Origin of the sequence: Alkalihalobacillus sp. FSL W8-0930 (genome assembly GCA_037965595.1) — a bacterium.
In the GTDB taxonomy this organism is placed as follows: domain Bacteria; phylum Bacillota; class Bacilli; order Bacillales; family Bacillaceae_D; genus Alkalicoccobacillus.
In genome coordinates this window covers 3,101,446-3,118,728 of sequence record CP150183.1, presented here as the reverse complement: position 1 = coordinate 3,118,728, position 17,283 = coordinate 3,101,446, and the positions used below count along the sequence as shown (strand labels likewise).

Sequence of the window (17,283 nt, the reverse complement as noted above, 5' to 3'; positions counted from 1 at the left end):
CGAATATCCAAAGAGAATATTCGTCTCGTTTTGAGCCTTTATGTACATTACAAAGGTCCATTCATTTCTTTTACGCTTGCTGAATCACGTTTAGCCGCGTTAACTAACAGTAAAATGGCCGTAATCGTGTGCATAATAAACCCAACAATCGGTATCCAGGCAATACAAGAGGTTACGATCCCTAAAATACTTGGGTACGTATCGCCTCCATCTTTATTGGATAGAATTAATGTAGTGATGTGCAAGGCAAGCATTAGAGGTAAGACGGAATAATAGCTGGAAATAACTAGAGCACCACCGAGAATCGGGATGGCCAAAATTGCCTCACCACCACCAGTTATCCATTTAAGAATGCGTGAAGTAGACAAAGGTATCATTCTCCTTTTCAAGATATTAGAGCCTATTTATCATACACAAATACACAATGATTTGGAACCATTTAACAGGAAATAACTCTATAAAATCAGAATCCTTGTTACTAGAACAAGAAGGGAGCACCACCAACAATGAAAGATCAACCCAACGAACAATTTATTAAAAAACTAGATGCATTACTACATTCTAATTACGATGCACACTTACCAGATGATAATGTAGCGATCTTCGTCGATTATGACAATGTATACTGGACTTTAATGAATCGCTATAACCACAATCCAAATCACGAAGAGAAAAGTAAAAACCTGTTTCAATGTCTCTGGGAACGGTACGGCCAGGACCGCGTCCGTACATTTCGCGCATATGCCGACTTTCAACGAATTCGTTCAAGTTTAACAGACTTACAAAAACAACGTATTCAAATTAAACATGTTTATTCTAACGATAAAGATGGAGACTCTAGGAAGAATTCATCTGACATTGAGCTTTGTATTGATGCCATTGAAAGTACCTTTAAGGATGAGAGCATCTCATGCTATGTATTTGTCACCGCAGACAGTGATATGGTTCCTATTATGAGTAGACTTATGTACAAAGGAAAACGAGTAGAACTCTTTTATTTATCTGAGGCAGCACCTAAACATACTGATATTACAAATTACTCGCATCATAGTGAGGATTTAGGAACATTTCTTAAATTAGAAGAACAAGAATATGAATTAGATGCATACGTAGATCAGTCACTCCAATTTATTGATGAGTGGGAGAAAAAATATGGGGACAGTGACTTATATCTTGGAGCACCATGGCTTCGGAATCAATACTCTCTTAAATTCTCCATTCCGGCAAATTCCGCTAGTGAGCTGATCGATTTGTTAAAAGTCCGTAAGTTAATCGGTACAATTAATAAGGACTTAACAACCGGAGAAGTCAAGCCTAGCTTAGCTCTAACAGAAAAAGGCCGTAACATGGTTACGCCCCTTGTGGAATCTGTTTCTGTCAGAAAATGATAGAACAACACGAATAAATAGTTGACTTCGGCCCTATATTTTCATATTATAGGGTTAGAGGTAAATGATTCGTTACAACGCATTCGTTAACATTTAGTACGTTAAACTCATACGTTACAAAGACAGGGACATACCTTGTCTTTTTTTATTTTCTTTAATCAAGTCGGAGATTAGTTCCCTCGATTGATCTTATTACTATAGTTCCCAAGTTACGAACGGTTTAAACCATTTTTTTAACATGAATACAATGTAAATATTCAGAAAAATAAGTCTTTACAAATAGGACAAGCATTAGTATACTTAAATCAATCGAAAGGAGGTGGTTCAGTGAACGTTGATTGTACGAGGTTTACCCCTGTTGCGAGACGTCGCAGCATGAAGAACCACCTGCACATGTGCGGTCTGACGAAGTAACGTCAGCAGGTTTAAGGAGAGTCCCTTTTGGGGCTCTCCTTTTTGATGTATCCAGCTATGTGTTAATGAATGGTATACTATTACATAATGATTCAGTCGCTGAAAGAGGTTTTAGTTATGCGCTTTCAAACAAAATTAATGCTATTAATCTTTTCATTTATTCTTATTATTATATGTATATTAGGTTTTTCCTCTCAGAAAATGATTGAAGAGGCACTGGAAAAAGAAATAGGGCAACGAGCGCTAGACTTGGCTGAAACCGTCGCCATTCATCAAACAGTTCTGGATGCGTTTCAAGCGGATAACCCGGCGGAAGCAATGTATCAAACGGTAAATGACATTTATGAAGTAAGTGAAGCAGAATTTATAACAATCGCTAATGAAGAAGGCATACGGTATTACCATCCCGACCCCTCCAGAATTGGAAAACCAGCAGTTGGAGGAGACAACGAACCTGTTTTAACTGAAGGTCGTTCCATTATTTCAAAGGCAGAAGGCTCTTTAGGATTATCTATTCGCGGGAAGGCACCGGTTTTTATTGACGGAGAAATAACTGGTTTTGTATCTGTTGGCTTTTTAGCTGAAAGTATTAACACAACGGCACTTGCCTATGAACGAGTTATTTTATTTGTAGGAATTGGAACATTGGGGCTAGGCGCACTCGGTACATTTGCCATAACAAAAGGTTTAAAGCGTGCTACGCTCGGAATGGAACCTCAAGAAATCGGTCGCCTCTATGAAGAGAAACAAGCAATCGTTGAATCGGTTGGCGAGGGGTTAGTAGCCATCAATGAGAAGAACGAGATCACGTTAATGAATGGCCGAGCAAAGAAGCTGATGGGTCTTGATCCAACAAAAACCTATGTAGAACATTCTTTATCAAATCTTATGCAATCTCATGTTTTAGCGGAGTTGCTAGCTCAAAGTGACGATACAATGAGAGATCACGAAGCCATCTCCATTGCGAAAGGAATTGTTGTTCAGAAAGTGCCAATGAAAAATGCAACAGGTGAATGGATGGGTACAGTCTTCGGCTTGCGCGATACGTCAGAGTTTCTGGAATTAACCGAACAACTAAGTCAAACGGAAGCCTATGCAGATGCATTAAGGGCACAAACACACGAGTTTTCGAACAAGCTTCACGTGTTATCTGGGCTCCTGCAGCTTGAATCCTATCAAGAGGCCATAGATTATATAAATGAGGAAGCGCACTCTCACAAAATTAAATTGAGTGGATTAAAAGCGAATAAGAGTGATGCCTGGCTTCAAGCGTTACTGATCGGAAAACAGCATCAGGCTGAAGAAAAAGGAATTGAGTGGACCGTTGATCTCCCGCCTAAGCCGATTCAACTGGGCCCAAAACAACGCCACCCATTACTTACATTGCTCGGTAATGTCATCGATAATGCAATCGATTCGGTTCTAAAACCCAAAGCTCTTCAAAAGAAAGTCCGTGTATCTTTTACGTATAAAGAAGATTTAATGGTTGTCTTAGTGAGTGACTGGGGGACTGGCTTTGGTGAGCACACTCTTGAATCCATTATTCAGACTGGATACTCTTCTAAGACAGAAGGCAAACACGGATACGGAATGCGGATTGTTCAATCAATGGTGAGAGAATTAAACGGAACGCTAACTGCTGAATCAAAGTGTGACGCAATCACAACGATTAAAGTCATTATTCCTCTAGAAAAGAATGTAGGATGAAAGGAGTCTTACCTATGGAACATACTCAAGAAATTGATGTATTAATCATTGAAGATGATCTGAAGGTAGCAGAAATTAATAAGCGATTCGTTGAAAAGGTGGGAGACTTTCGTGTTGTTGGTGTTGCTACTTCCAAAGAAGAAATAGAAACGCTGCTAGAAGTCTATGAACCACAGCTGGTTATTCTAGATATTTACCTTCCAGATATAAATGGGGTAGAGCTTTTACCTACACTTAAATTAGAATATCCGGAAGTAGATGTCATTATGATTAGCGCAGAACAAGATGTTCAGATGATCGTTGAGACATTAAGATATGGTGTCTTTGATTATTTAACAAAGCCTGTTATGTTCAAGCGCTTTAAAGAGATGCTTACTCGCTACAAGCAGTTTAGATCCACCGTTACACACTGGGCAAGTGAACAGAAGAAATTAGATCAAAAAAACATTGATCAGCTCTTTCTTGGTAGTGAACAAGAAGACTATACCCAAGTTCCTTTTGCAAAAGGAATTGATCAAATCACCTATCACAAAATATTGACCTTTATTCAATCACGTGGGGAAGCGACAACCGAACTAGTTGTAGATGCGTTTGGTGTAAGTCGATCCACAGCACGACGGTATTTGGCCTCATTAGTCGAACGAGGAGATGCAAAAAGTGATGTGACATATGGTGTGGTAGGAAGACCAGAGAAACTGTACAAGCCTACGTAAACTTCTATACTAATTTGAATAGAGCTGCATATAATTGTCTAAACTCCTTATAAAAGGGGGAGTCGTGATGGAGCATGAAGGAAATTTCTTTGAAGGTGTCTTCTGGGGGACTTTACTTAGTTTGCCGTTATGGGTTGCAATTGTTGGTTGGATTAAGATTACGCTGAGCTTTTTCTAAGTAGTGAAGCTGTCTTACGAATGATGAGTCTACAGAGACTGGTCGATCGTAAGGCAGCTTTTTTCTATTCTTTTTATTATGTTAGAATGATAGAAGAATAGATAGGAGTGGTAACAGTGAAAAAATATCTACAATCTGAAGAATCAGCCATGCTGGAGCTGTTAGAAAAGCTAGTGAACGTTGATAGTGGCTCCTATAATAAACAAGGTGTCGATGAAATCGTCCGAATCTTGCAACAGGAGTTTGACGAACTAGATTTTGATACTCAAGTGAATGAAGAAAAAGAATTCGGAAACCAACTAATCGTTACTCATAAAGAAGCAACAGACCCTACGACGCTCCTTGTTTTACATATGGATACCGTTTTTGGAAAAGGGACAGCGGGTGAAAGACCATTTACAATAAAAGAGAATATCGCCTACGGGCCAGGTGTCATTGATATGAAAGGAAGTCATGTTACTACTTTATTTGCGGTAAAAGCCTTGCTACAGGATCATGCCGATGCGTTGAAATCAGTCAAAGTTCTATTTACAAGTGACGAAGAGATTGGCGCGCCAGTTGGAAGAGCAGTCATTGAAAAGCATGCAAGTGGAATGCAATACGCTCTAGTCATGGAACCCGCAAGAACAGACGGCTCACTCGTCTCATCACGACGTGGGGGCGGACTTTATAAAATGGAAGTCAGTGGTCGAGCAGCACACTCTGGAATTGAGCCTGAAAAAGGCCGGAGTGCAATCGAAGAGCTTTCTCACAAAGTCATCAAGCTTCACGCGCTCTCTGATCATGAGAATGGTATTAGTGTGAACGTGGGTCTTATAAACGGGGGATCATCTGTTAATACTGTCGCCCCTAAAGCTACAGCTGAGATCGACATACGTATCACAAAAATGGAGCAAGCGGAACCCCTCGCAAAGAAGATCGAAGAAATCTGCTCCATTCCAGATATTGAGGGAACATCTATTCACTTAGAGGGCGGAATTACACGACCTCCTATGGAGAAAAACACTCAGACCATCGAGCTGCTTGAGACGATTAAAGAAGTAGGTGCAAAAATCGGCCTAGAGATTACAGACATCTCAACCGGTGGAGGCTCAGATGCTTCCTTCACATCAGCGATGGGCATTGCAACCATTGATGGACTTGGACCAAAAGGCGGAAATCAGCACAACGAGGGAGAGTACTTGGAGATTGAGACGTTGGTCGAGAGGACTGAGCTGTTGGCGGAAGTGTTGAAGAGATTGGCGAATTAAAAATAGACTAATAGAACTCAGCTTGTAAGAAGCGAACTATCAATACTGGTAGTTTGCTTTTTTTTGTTTTATGAGTAACCACTTCATACTATAAATATAGAAAATTATGACAACTTTTGTCGAATCTATATTCATTTTCCAACCCACACCCTATGATAGATAAGTGTTTGTTAGAAAATATTACATAGAGATGAGGGCGTAATAATAATGAACGGATCTAAAGTAATTCTGAAGTGGAAATCTGTATTAGCGGCATTACTTTTAGTTATGGTGCTGAGTGGATGTGGAGAAGTTCAAAATGTATCAGCCGGACCAAACTTAGAGGAACTTCAAACCTTAACAGATGAACAGGATGAACAAATCACTGAATTAAGAGTAGAGAACGATGAACTAAAAGAGAAAGTAAACGAATCAGAAGAGAGATATAAAGTGCTTGAGGAAGAGATTGCTAATCAAACTTCGATCGAAGAATTAGAAGATAAAATTCAGGAGTATGAAGAGGAAATTGAAGCCTTAGCACTCAAAAACAAGGACCTAGAAAGTGAAAAAGAAAATGTAGTAGAAGAAAAGAAAGAACTTGTTTCTCAAATTTCAACGCTTGAAAGTGAAAAGGAGACCCTCAACAAAGAGATTCAATCGAAGGAAGCTGAGATTAAAGATGCAAAGGCATCCGCTCAAGAAACTAGTAACACCGAAAAAAGTGAGAAGAGTCAGAGTCCTTCAGATGAATCTGCAAGTTGTGATATTAAAGGAAGTGAAAGCGGCATTTACCATGTACCTGGGAGCACTTACTATGATCGGACAACAAATGTAGTACAATATTTTTGTTCAGAATCGGAAGCTGAGAGTGCTGGATACAGAGCGCCTAAAAGATAACATTCAGTTAGCAAAAGGATCAGATCCCGAGTATGGGATCTGATCCTTTTGTTTTTTATTTCTTCAACAAATCAACGACAAACTGAGACCATGTCTCCATACGACCATATTGATCTTCATCCGCTAATTGCTCAAGGTTCATCCAGTGCCCTGCAATTTGATCGGTTTCTTTTACGCTAACTTGTGCTGTATCCTTCACATCTAAAACGGAAAGGATTCCAATATGCACACGACCAACTTCAGATTCATCGTCGTTAATTAAGCCAATCGTTTCAATCGAAACCTTATCGTCCTCAGCTAACTCAAGCTCTTCATCTAATTCACGGTCTGTATTGATTCGCAGTACGTCATCAAAGCTATCTGCTTCAATATGGTTCATGTGACCACCAAACCCGAGTGAAAGCTTATTGTGCAGGCGAGATTCACCGCCACCAGCTAAGCGTTCATATGCAAAGAACTCGTCTCCGCGGCGAATGACGACATAAGGGATCGGCTGCTTAAAGCTAGGATCTTCCTCCGCGTCACCACGGCGCATTTCTTTATAGGTTTCTTTGATTTGCTTCATGATTGCATCTGTTGTTGTTTTCTCACCAGTTAACCCTTGGAATGTTAACGTCTCAGAATTGAAGACGGATTCCCTGGGGGCAACTAGGATTTGCTCGTCCATTTTTCCCATCTGTACTCTTCCTTCCTGAATCCACAAAAGTAAGACGCAAAAAAGGCGTAACGCCTACTTTTGCGTATCAAACATAAAATCGTCATCACGGACAGGTTCAACCGTTGCTTTCTTGTAGCCGTTCCCCTTCATCGAGAAGAAATCGTGAGACTTTGTTTTTGTATCTAAACCATTTAGGATAATTGGATTGATTTCTTCTTCTTCAAAATACGCATCAAAGCCTAAGTTCATTAGCGCTTTATTTGCATTGTAACGAATGAACTTTTTCACATCATACGAAAGTCCAACTTGATCGTAGATATCTTCTGTGTAAGCTAGCTCGTTGTCATAAAGTGATTTTAGAAGCTCATGTGCGTACCCTTGTAACTCAAGCTGTACTTCAGGCGTTTGCTTGTTGTAGATTTCTTGAGCAAGTAAACCAATGTACACGCCGTGAATCGCTTCATCACGTAAGATCAGGTTAATGATCTCACCACTTTGCATCAATTTCCCTTGTCCATAGAAGTAAAGAGGATAGTAGAATCCACTATAGAAAAGGAAGCTCTCAAGATAAACAGAAGCAACCATCCCTTTATATAGAGAGATCTCATCATTTGCTTGAATGTTTTCATAGATTTCAACAATCATGTTTGCTTTTTTCTGAAGGAAACGATTATCTTTCACCCAATCAAATACTTCATTAATCGTCTCAGTAGGAGCTAGAGTCATAAAGATGTTACTGTATGACTTTGCGTGCACCGCATTCTCCATCATTGCCATGAAGTTAAGAACCGCTTTACGCTGGTGACCTTCAACATGATCGGCAATAATCGGCATGCCTGTGTTCCCTTGCTCCGTATCAAGCAAGGTTAACCCTGCTAGAACTTTCATGTACGCATCTTTTTCAGTTTCCTCAAGATACTTCCACGTTAAAAGGTCTCCGTTTAACGCGACTTCCTCAGGAAGCCAGAACTGCTTTACGTTTTGGTTATAGAACATTTGTGTAAAGTCGTCCTCATGCTTCGACCAGTTTGCTGCATCAAATACTCTGCTCATGATTGTGTATCTCCTTTATTTCTTTTTACATAACAAAAGAGGTGACCGAGCCACCTCTTTGATGGATATTTGCTTCTATTTTATACGACACACGATAGGCAGCCTTCTTGGCCAGTGTCTTTTGTTCTTGCATAGTAGATCGTTTTGATCCCTTTGTGGTGAGCATACAAGTCGATGCGATTCAAATCACGAGTTGTCATGGTGTCCTTCAGGAATAGGGTAAAGCTAATTCCTTGGTCAACGTGCTCTTGAATGGTTGAAATCATATCGACTACCTTGAACATGTCCATATCATAGGCTTCTTTATAGAAGAACCAGTTTGAAGGGGCAAGTCCTGGCATCGGGTAGTACGTTTTACTGTTACCGTACGTACGCTCCTCCATACGCTCCATAATTGGCATAACGGATGCCGTACTAGATTGTACGTAAGAAATTGAACCAGTTGGAGCGATACATAAGCGATAGCTGTGATACAGACCATCTGTCTTTACACGCTCTGCAAGCTGTGCCCAATCTTCTTTTGTTGGAACATGCATACCTTCAAATAATGTAGCAATCTTCTCGAATTGTGGAGAATAGTCGTTCTCAAGATACTTAGTGAAGTAGCTTCCGTCAGCATACGTAGATCCCTCAAACTGATGATACGTTTGTCCAGTTGCTTTTGCAATCTCATTTGAACGCTTGATCGAGTAGAAGTTCATCATCATAAAGAACGTGTTCGCAAAATCACGAGCTTCTTCACTTTCATAAGCAATTTGATTCTGAGCAAGATAACCATGAAGGTTCATTGCCCCAAGTCCAATTGAACGCATGGCATGATTTGCACGCAGGACAGCTGGAGCATTTGGAATGTTTGTTGTTTCAGATACGTGAGTTAGAGAATCCGTAGCAATGGCTACAGTTTGCTCAAGAGATTTATTTTTCATCACATTCATGATGTTAATGGATCCAAGGTTGCAAGAGATATCTAAACCAATCTCGTCCTCTTCATTGTAATCACCATATGTTGATACTTGAGAGGCTTGAAGAACCTCAGAGCAAAGATTAGAGAACTTTACCTTACTAATATGATTGTTTGCATGGGCGTTGTTCACATTGTCAGCAAACATAATATAAGGATAGCCTGACTCAGAACGAAGGATAGCAAGCTTCTGTAACAAACGACGTGGGTTCATCTTATCCTTACGAACGCGCGGGTTATCTACAAGCTGATCGTACATTTCATTCATATCCATCTCGTCCATGTGAGTGCCATATTCCTTGTAGATCGTGTGTGGATAGAATACATACGCATCCTTGTCCTCACGTGCAAGCTCAACGAACTTATCAGGAATAACCACACCGATTGATAAAGTCTTTACGCGAACGTCTTCATCCGCGGAGATTTTACGAGTGTCAAGGAAATCATTAATATCACTGTGGAACACATTTAAATAAGCAGCTCCAGATCCTTGTCGCTGTCCCATTTGATCGGCATAACGAAACGCGTTATCAAGAAGCTTCATCACACCGACAACACCCTTGGTTGCATTCTCAACATCTTTAATAGCCTCACCCTTCGCACGAAGCTTAGAAAGGTTCAGAGACACACCGCCACCTAGCTTAGATAGCTGCATCGAAATATCTATGGCTTTTGAAATATCATTTAACGAATCATTTACTTCCAGAAGGAAACAACTAACAAGCTCTCCACGACGCTTACGACCCGCATTTAAGAATGAAGGCGTACTTGGCTGGTATTCTTGATTAATCATTGTCTCAACATATTGCTTCGCTTTGGCCACATCACCTTTAGCAAAAAACAAAGCTACGATCGAAATGCGGTCTTCGTAGCGCTCAAGAATCTTCTTCTTATCATTTGTTTTTAATGCATAGTCATTGTAGAACTTAAATGCACTCATAAAAGAAGGGAAACGGAACTTCTTATCATAAGCAAGCTGATACACTTCCTTAATCTCTTCCATTGTGTACATCTCAATGATGTGTGCCTCGTAGTAGTCATTCTCAACAAGATACTTAATCTTTTCCTCAAGATCATGGAAAAAGACTGTATTTTGATTGATATAATCAACAAAATAGCTATGTACAGCCTCTAAGTCCTTATCAAACTGGAATTGCCCTTCCTTGCGAATCATAATTTGGTTGTTTAACTCAACCCAACGTGGAATGCTGTTTTGTTTTTGTAGTAGCATGATTGACCTCCTGTGTAAATCCTTCTACGTCTGATGACGTGCCGCTTAACTCAAATTTCCTGAACACAGGAATGTTGTACCGTGCAGAAATTGTATCTGCACTTTTCGCAAAATTGGCCCCCCATATCCGATTCCCGCTTGCTGCAACACCTACCAAGAAGTCTGCATTCTTTGCTAGAAACGCCTCTGTACTCTCTGGCACATTACCAAAGCCAGTCGTATACGTAATGAGGATGAAGGGCTCATCTATGTGTGTATCTTGATGTAATGGTTGCTTGTCCCGAAAAGAAAGTTTATCCGCGAACCGTTTCACATTACCAGTCTTTGAATCGTATATGATTTGCATCTCATATCACGTTCCTTTTCCAATCAATCTTTAAAGAACTATACCACATATAGTATAAGATAAACATCAAAAAAACAATATATAGATATTATACACAACCTGTGTATAAATGAACGAAAAAGCCGTCACAGTCGGTTGTTGTCATGTGGACAAGTCTTTTTGTCGAAAAATATAAACTTTTGGGAGGAGGATTATAGGACATTTTGTAGCTTGAAAAATTGAGACAGTATACAACAAAAAAAGCCATGAATCTAAAATTCATAGCTAAATTTAACGACATCTATACGATTGATTATTACTTAGTTAGGAACTCTTCCATAAATTTGGCTAACTCCTGATGACCTTTTTCGCTAAGGATACCACTCTTAGAGTATTCTTCTATTTGAGGGTCTGTGACTTCTGGAAAAGTTCCCCAGTGATTAGCGTATAAAATAGAATTTTCTTCAGCAAACTGATTTAAAGACTGGATTTGTGATAAATATTGTACCGGGTTCAAGAGTGGATTAGATGGGTATAAAATAATTTTACTATTAGGTAATTCTTCATTTAATTGAGTTAAGAGTAAATTCAAATTATCCTCAGATTCTTCAATAAGAAGTAAACCATTATCATTTAAAGTTAATGACTCTAAGAAAACAATATCAGGATTAGATTCAACAAGTAAATCAATGTCAGAAGAATTTAAGATATCTAAAGTCGACTGCTTCTCTACATTAATAATATTATATGTGACTGGATGGTTCTTACTTTCAATGGCTTGAACTAAAAGATCAGGCCAGATATCAGCATCTGCTGGATCATCTAGAACAGATTCAAGAGCACTGGAACCAAAGAAAACAATGTTGAGTTCGTTTGTATCAACATTTTCATACGTGTCACCAAGTATTCCACCGAACGAGTGATTTTCTTCTGACTCTATTATTTCATTTGATGAATTTGTGGTATTATTAGTAACGTCTGTTTCGGCATTAGTTGCTAAATCATTAAGTTTGTTTTGATAAGATATGTATCCGAAAGCGATAATTCCAATTGACAAAATAATTGTTAAAACAAATGCTAAATTTTTCAGGATGAACATTCCTTTCTGAGTATAAAGATCTAATTTATTATATAACTAACGTTCTATTAAAGAAAGGTTTTAAAAAGCGATTGTTTTAGAAAAGAAGGTGTAGGGATTTTGTCTAATGTTACGATCTCAGTTCTAGTCGTTACTAGAAACGAAGAAAATTATATCAAAGAGTTATTGACAAAGCTGATTAATCAGACCTTAAACAGGAATCAATATGAGATTATTATTGTAGATGGCCAATCAGAGGATAAAACGCTAGAAGTAATAGAACCCATACTAAAAAAGAATAAAGACTTTATAAGGGTCATATCGAACCCGCAGAAAACATTACCACCTGGCTGGAATTTAGGAATTAAAGCCTCTAGAGGAGATTACATCCTAAGAGTAGATGGTCATACATTAGTACCTGACGATTTTCTCGAGAACTATATACACTTAATTAATAGAAAACCAGAAGTGGATTGTGTAGGTGGAATTATCGTATCAAAAGGGGAAGGATTCCAAGGGGAGATCAATCAATACGTTTATTCCCATCGCTTTGGAGTTGGCAATTCCAAATTCCGTACGACAAAAGACGTATGGGAAGGCTTTGTTGATACTGTGCCTTATGGAGCCTATAAAAAAGAGGTATTTGAGACAGTAGGTTACTTTAATGAGCATCTGAAACGAAATGAAGATATTGAATTTCATAAACGTATGAAAGACAAAGGCGGACAATTTTATCTATCTACGTCTATTCAATCAACCTATTATGTAAGACCATCTCTTAGTGGTTTGATAAAAAAATCTTTAGGTGATGGTGTGTGGAATATTATGGCTAACCGTGTAAGTCCGGGAAGTTTAAGACGGCGTCATAAAGCACCTTTGTATGCATTCTCATTCGGAGTTTTAGTCACGATTGCGGCTATACTTCACCCGGTAGCTAGATGGTGTTTTATGAGTATGATCCTTCTATATCTGTTTGCAGCAGCTTTATCTATGATCGAGTTAGCCAAAAAAAATGGAATAAAGTATTTTGTGCCGGGTATCTTCACATTTTTTTGTCTTCACTTTTTTAGAGGCTTTGGGAGTTTTTCAGCCCATTTTAAAAAGGAATATTGGGTAATCAATCAGAAAAGCCAGCAGGAAAGTGACAAAAGGTTTAATTGATGATATAACATTGTATGTAAAAACTCCAAACTAAGTTAGGTTGAGATTTAATGAGAGAAATTTTTCGATATAAAGAACTTTTATATTTTCTTGTGCATAAGGAACTGCGTATTAGGTATCGCAATACATTTTTCGGTTATTTCTGGACACTACTAGAACCATTAGGCCTGATGTTGATTTTTACTTTAGTTTTTATGGTTATTGCAAGAGTTTCAATTGAAAATTATACTCTTTTTTTAGTTTCGGGTTTAATTCCTTTTATGTACACACAACATTCAGTATCAAGAGGAACAAAGAGTCTTACAGCGAATGGCTCATTAATTAAGAAAATTTATTTTCCTAGAGAACTGTTTCCTATCACTGTAACAGCGTCGAGTCTTGTGAATTTACTTATTTCCTTGTTGTTAGTAGCAGCATATTCACTTTATATTAATGGATCTATTCCTTTAATAGGTTTAGCTGTACTCCCATTTGTGATTTTATTACAAACAGTTCTTTTGCTAGGAATTGTATTTCTTTTTTCATGTATTAATGTTTACTTCCGAGATGTTGAGTTTATTGTAGGATTACTTATGCGTGGATGGATGTATTTATCTGCAGTCATGTATCCACTCCTACAAGTTAAGGAACAATTAGGCGGATATTTCATACTGTTCCAGTTGAATCCAATGGTTACAATATTGACAATTTACCGATGGATCTTTCATGGGGGAGAGCTTACGCCAACTTTTGGAATGATTGCTTATACAATTATTGTTTCATTTACCCTCTTTTTTGCAGGCTGGGCTTTCTTTAAAGTGATGAGTCGTAAGATTGGAGAGGTGATGTAAGGTGAGTAATGCAATTGAAGTGAATCATATAAAAAAAGCTTTTCGTAAACCTTCTGAAAAAACGATAAAGGGACAATTAATTTCTCTGTTTAAAAGAGAAAAAACAATAGATAAATTCCAAGCACTAGAAGATGTAACCTTTAGCGTTAAGAAGGGTGAAGGGTACGCCATCATCGGAAAAAATGGTGCTGGGAAAAGTACTTTATTTAAAGTGATTTCAGGTGTGATTGTACCTGATAGTGGTGAAATTAAAGTAAATGGATCCTTAATGCCTCTGATTGAATTAAGTGCGGGATTAAGCGGAGATTTATCTGGGCTAGAGAATATACGTTTGAACTGTGCAATTTATGGATTGAAAAAGCAAGAAATTGAAAAGCTCCTACCTATAATTGTTGACTTTGCAGAACTTGATGAGTTCATTCATACGCCTGTTAAGTTTTATTCGTCAGGTATGAAAGCTCGATTAGGTTTTTCAATAGCTGTACACATTGAAACAGATATTGTTCTGATTGATGAGGTACTAGCTGTTGGTGATAGAGATTTCAAAAAGAAATGTAATGAAAAAATGCTTGAAATGAAAAAAGCTGGTAAAACCATTGTTATTGTTTCGCATAGCATGGGACCATTAAAAAAATTATGTGATCGAGCTGTTGTCATAAACCGAGGTAAGGTAGAAGATGAGGGTGACATTCACAAAATGATTGAATTATATGAGTCTAAGTAGGCGAATATAGCCTGATGTATAGAACTGTGAAGTTTTAATGGAAATTGTAAAAAAGAAGAGGCTTTCTGTAAATACTGTGTTAAAATAACCCTTAGACTATGAATCTAGGGGTTATTTATATGCTAAATATCTTTCCCAATAAGTTTGCTCGAGGGTTCACGATTTGCATAGATCTTTTCATTATAATTATGGCATATGTTTTAGCTTTTACTGTGAGATACGAAAGTACAGCGCCACGAAATATTGAAGCTTTTATGTCCGTTATTCCATGGATCTTGTTAATTAGTGTTGTTTTTATCTGTATATATGAGGTAGACCGACTCGTGCAGTATGATATTTGGGACATTATACGTAAACTGGCTGTGTCTTTGACATTTATTATGTTGCTAACGATGACTGCTTCTTTCTTGTTTCGAGAGTTTGCACTACCGCGACTTGTTATTATTTTGGCACATGTGTTTGCATTTGGATTGATGCTTACATGGAAGGTATTATATACGAAATATAATCAACTCTCAAAAAAAGGTAAACTAATGTTTATTGGAGCAGAATCCGAGTTCCATGAAATGGAAGATAACCTTTCTCAGTTTCTCTCGAACAATGGAAGAGCTAAGTATTATGATATGAAGTCAAATGTTCAACAACTTAAAACACAACTTCTAAATTATGATTTTATCTTCTTAAGTTCCTCTCTTGAAGATGAGAAAAAGAACAGAATTATCTTCCATGCGATGAAAAACAATAAGCTTGTTTATATTGTACCAACAGTCAATGAATTGCTGGTGATGAATACATCAGTCACAACACTTGACGACACAATGGTGATGCAAGTCAAACCATTTACTCTTCCTGTGGCTCAGTTAGCTATGAAACGTCTTACTGACATTGTGTTATCATTAGCGATTTTAGTTGCTACATTACCAGTCTCATTCATAGCTGCAATTGTCATTAAAATTGAAGATGGTGGATCCATTTTCTTTAAACAAGAGCGGATTGGTAAGGACCATAAACAATTTCACATTTTAAAATTCCGTTCAATGGTAGAAAATGCTGAAGAACAAACTGGCCCAACGCTAGCTCAATCTGGAGATAATCGCATTACGAAAATTGGACGTTTTATGCGAAAAACACGTATTGATGAACTTCCACAATTAATTAACGTTCTTGTTGGGGATATGTCCTTAGTAGGTCCAAGACCTGAGAGAGACTTCTTCGCTGATCAATTCCAGAAAGACAATAAGTGGTTTAATTATCGAAACACAGTGAAACCAGGTATAACGGGATATGCTCAGGTTATGGGTAAGTATACAACGAATGTTGACAAAAAACTTAAATTTGATTTGCACTATATTCGAAATTACTCCATTTGGTTAGATTTCATTATCCTTCTTAGAACGGTTCTTGTTGTCATTAACAAGGCTAAATCAGAAGGAGAAGTTAAAAAGCCAAAAAAAGTGGGTATATTCGCTAAGAAGCAAGAAGATTTTTAAAGAGCCTTTAACCTCTTGTTACTTTAATGTGACAGAGGTTTCTTTTTTGAAAAGGAGATTAAAGGAGAACATCATGAAATTATTTATAAAACGTCTAAAGCAGGCATCTATTGCAAGAAAGTTTTCTAAGGGCTTCTTCATTTTAGTATCTTTACTCCCCCCGCAAAAAAAATTGGTGATGTTTGAAAGTTTTTCTGGGAAACAATATAGCTGTAATCCGAAAGCAATGTTTGAATATATGGACGAGCATAAAAAAGAGTACGAATTGCTTTGGAGTGTAAATAAACAAAGTAAGGCTTCTTTTGATGAAGCAGGTATCCCTTATGTAGAAAGATTATCTTTAAGATGGTTTTTCAAAATGGCTCTGGCTGGTTATTGGGTAACGAATAGTCGAATGCCTTCATGGCTTCCAAAACCAAAACACACAACGTATATCCAAACATGGCATGGAACTCCATTAAAACGATTAGTAGCAGATATGGAGGAAGTGCATATGCCTGGGACGGACCGAGAAAAATATATTGCTGGGTTCCATAAGGAAGCAAAAAATTGGGATTATCTCCTTTCTCCAAATAAATATTCTACAGAAATCTTTAAGCGGGCTTTTGATTATCATGGGGAAATTATTGAAAAAGGTTATCCCCGAAACGATGAATTAATTAAGAGAAACAATACCACAGACATACTAGCATTAAAGTTAAAGTATAAAGTTCCGGTAGATAAAAAAGTAATCTTGTATGCTCCAACCTGGAGAGATCATGAGTATTATGGACCTGGAAAGTACAAGTTCAAACTTCAGCTTGATTTAGACTTAATGAAAAAAGAGCTAGGGGAAGAGTATCTGATTATTCTTCGCATGCATTCGTTTGTAGCAGAACATTTTGATTTAGAGTCATACCGTGGTTTTGTCTTTGACTATTCAAGAGGGGTCGATATCACTGAGCTATATTTAATTAGTGATGTACTAATAACAGATTACTCGTCTGTATTTTTTGATTATGCAATCTTAAAAAGACCAATGCTTTTCTTTACGTATGACATTGAATTATATCGTGGTAGAATTAGAGGTTTTTATTTTGATTTGGAAAAAGAAGCTCCTGGACCATTAGTTATGAATACTCAACAAATAATTGAGGAACTAAAAAAGGAGAAAGTTAGTTCTTCACTAAAACCATTTGTTAGTCGTTTCAATTATCTAGATAATGGCTCGGCAGCAAGAGAATCTGTTGAAGCTATATTTAAATAA

General features: G+C 37.8%; 16 protein-coding genes. 10 read left to right on the top strand and 6 right to left on the bottom strand.

Features of this window, described 5'->3' with window-relative positions; genetic code table 11:
- Positions 1-47: 47 nt before the first annotated feature.
- Positions 48-368, bottom strand: a complete 321-nt coding sequence (locus NSQ54_16385; protein ID WYP25882.1) for a hypothetical protein — start codon at positions 366-368, stop codon at positions 48-50.
- 138 nt (positions 369-506) lie between these two features.
- Between NSQ54_16385 and NSQ54_16380 the strand changes: the two genes are divergently transcribed.
- The 5 genes from NSQ54_16380 to NSQ54_16360 all read left to right on the top strand — a co-directional run bounded on the left by NSQ54_16380 (position 507) and on the right by NSQ54_16360 (position 6,526).
- On the top strand, positions 507-1,388 hold the full coding sequence (locus tag NSQ54_16380) for an NYN domain-containing protein (protein WYP25881.1): 882 nt from the start codon (positions 507-509) through the stop codon (positions 1,386-1,388).
- A 531-nt stretch (positions 1,389-1,919) separates the two neighbouring features.
- Positions 1,920-3,509: a sensor histidine kinase gene (locus tag NSQ54_16375; protein WYP25880.1), complete on the top strand. Its 1,590-nt coding sequence runs from the start codon at positions 1,920-1,922 to the stop codon at positions 3,507-3,509.
- A gap of 14 nt (positions 3,510-3,523) precedes the next feature.
- On the top strand, positions 3,524-4,222 hold the full coding sequence (locus NSQ54_16370; protein ID WYP25879.1) for a DUF977 family protein: 699 nt from the start codon (positions 3,524-3,526) through the stop codon (positions 4,220-4,222).
- Positions 4,223-4,516: 294 nt separating this feature from the next.
- A complete protein-coding gene (locus NSQ54_16365; GenBank protein ID WYP25878.1) occupies positions 4,517-5,650 on the top strand; it encodes a M20 family metallopeptidase in 1,134 nt (377 codons plus the stop codon).
- Positions 5,651-5,857: 207 nt separating this feature from the next.
- Positions 5,858-6,526 carry a hypothetical protein gene (locus NSQ54_16360; protein WYP25877.1) on the top strand — a complete coding sequence of 223 codons (669 nt, stop codon included), beginning with the start codon at positions 5,858-5,860 and terminating at the stop codon, positions 6,524-6,526.
- A 55-nt stretch (positions 6,527-6,581) separates the two neighbouring features.
- Here NSQ54_16360 and NSQ54_16355 read toward each other — a convergent pair whose 3' ends face one another.
- From NSQ54_16355 to NSQ54_16335, 5 genes are all read right to left on the bottom strand, one after another.
- On the bottom strand, positions 6,582-7,202 hold the full coding sequence (locus NSQ54_16355; protein WYP25876.1) for a hypothetical protein: 621 nt from the start codon (positions 7,200-7,202) through the stop codon (positions 6,582-6,584).
- Between the two features lie 54 nt (positions 7,203-7,256).
- Positions 7,257-8,237: a class 1b ribonucleoside-diphosphate reductase subunit beta gene (gene nrdF, locus NSQ54_16350; protein WYP25875.1), complete on the bottom strand. Its 981-nt coding sequence runs from the start codon at positions 8,235-8,237 to the stop codon at positions 7,257-7,259.
- An 80-nt stretch (positions 8,238-8,317) separates the two neighbouring features.
- The gene (gene nrdE, locus NSQ54_16345; protein ID WYP25874.1) at positions 8,318-10,429 is read right to left on the bottom strand and encodes a class 1b ribonucleoside-diphosphate reductase subunit alpha; all 2,112 of its coding nucleotides are present in this window, start codon (positions 10,427-10,429) and stop codon (positions 8,318-8,320) included.
- Positions 10,389-10,775, bottom strand: coding sequence for a class Ib ribonucleoside-diphosphate reductase assembly flavoprotein NrdI (nrdI, locus tag NSQ54_16340; protein WYP25873.1), 387 nt, complete (start codon positions 10,773-10,775; stop codon positions 10,389-10,391). Before nrdI ends, nrdE begins: the two co-directional genes overlap by 41 nt.
- 295 nt (positions 10,776-11,070) lie before the next feature.
- A complete protein-coding gene (locus NSQ54_16335) occupies positions 11,071-11,853 on the bottom strand; it encodes an SGNH/GDSL hydrolase family protein (protein WYP25872.1) in 783 nt (260 codons plus the stop codon).
- A 99-nt stretch (positions 11,854-11,952) separates the two neighbouring features.
- Between NSQ54_16335 and NSQ54_16330 the strand changes: the two genes are divergently transcribed.
- The 5 genes from NSQ54_16330 to NSQ54_16310 all read left to right on the top strand — a co-directional run bounded on the left by NSQ54_16330 (position 11,953) and on the right by NSQ54_16310 (position 17,283).
- Positions 11,953-12,993 carry a glycosyltransferase family 2 protein gene (locus tag NSQ54_16330; protein ID WYP25871.1) on the top strand — a complete coding sequence of 347 codons (1,041 nt, stop codon included), beginning with the start codon at positions 11,953-11,955 and terminating at the stop codon, positions 12,991-12,993.
- Between the two features lie 50 nt (positions 12,994-13,043).
- A complete protein-coding gene (locus NSQ54_16325; protein WYP25870.1) occupies positions 13,044-13,823 on the top strand; it encodes an ABC transporter permease in 780 nt (259 codons plus the stop codon).
- A 1-nt stretch (position 13,824) separates the two neighbouring features.
- Positions 13,825-14,547: an ABC transporter ATP-binding protein gene (locus NSQ54_16320; protein WYP25869.1), complete on the top strand. Its 723-nt coding sequence runs from the start codon at positions 13,825-13,827 to the stop codon at positions 14,545-14,547.
- Positions 14,548-14,666: 119 nt separating this feature from the next.
- Entirely contained in the window at positions 14,667-16,037 is a 1,371-nt protein-coding gene (locus NSQ54_16315) for a sugar transferase (protein WYP25868.1), read from the top strand.
- A 73-nt stretch (positions 16,038-16,110) separates the two neighbouring features.
- Entirely contained in the window at positions 16,111-17,283 is a 1,173-nt protein-coding gene (locus NSQ54_16310; GenBank protein WYP25867.1) for a CDP-glycerol glycerophosphotransferase family protein, read from the top strand.

Bases quoted from the DNA above. Each gene is read 5' to 3' on its own strand.
- NSQ54_16380 (WYP25881.1), top strand. From the start codon at position 507: ATGAAAGATCAACCCAACGAACAATTTATTAAAAAACTAGATGCATTA.
- NSQ54_16375 (WYP25880.1), top strand. From the start codon at position 1,920: ATGCGCTTTCAAACAAAATTAATGCTATTAATCTTTTCATTTATTCTT.
- NSQ54_16370 (WYP25879.1), top strand. From the start codon at position 3,524: ATGGAACATACTCAAGAAATTGATGTATTAATCATTGAAGATGATCTG.
- NSQ54_16360 (WYP25877.1), top strand. From the start codon at position 5,858: ATGAACGGATCTAAAGTAATTCTGAAGTGGAAATCTGTATTAGCGGCA.
- NSQ54_16355 (WYP25876.1), bottom strand. From the start codon at position 7,202: ATGGGAAAAATGGACGAGCAAATCCTAGTTGCCCCCAGGGAATCCGTC.
- nrdF (WYP25875.1), bottom strand. From the start codon at position 8,237: ATGAGCAGAGTATTTGATGCAGCAAACTGGTCGAAGCATGAGGACGAC.
- nrdE (WYP25874.1), bottom strand. From the start codon at position 10,429: ATGCTACTACAAAAACAAAACAGCATTCCACGTTGGGTTGAGTTAAAC.
- nrdI (WYP25873.1), bottom strand. From the start codon at position 10,775: ATGCAAATCATATACGATTCAAAGACTGGTAATGTGAAACGGTTCGCG.
- NSQ54_16335 (WYP25872.1), bottom strand. From the start codon at position 11,853: ATGTTCATCCTGAAAAATTTAGCATTTGTTTTAACAATTATTTTGTCA.
- NSQ54_16325 (WYP25870.1), top strand. From the start codon at position 13,044: ATGAGAGAAATTTTTCGATATAAAGAACTTTTATATTTTCTTGTGCAT.
- NSQ54_16315 (WYP25868.1), top strand. From the start codon at position 14,667: ATGCTAAATATCTTTCCCAATAAGTTTGCTCGAGGGTTCACGATTTGC.
- NSQ54_16310 (WYP25867.1), top strand. From the start codon at position 16,111: ATGAAATTATTTATAAAACGTCTAAAGCAGGCATCTATTGCAAGAAAG.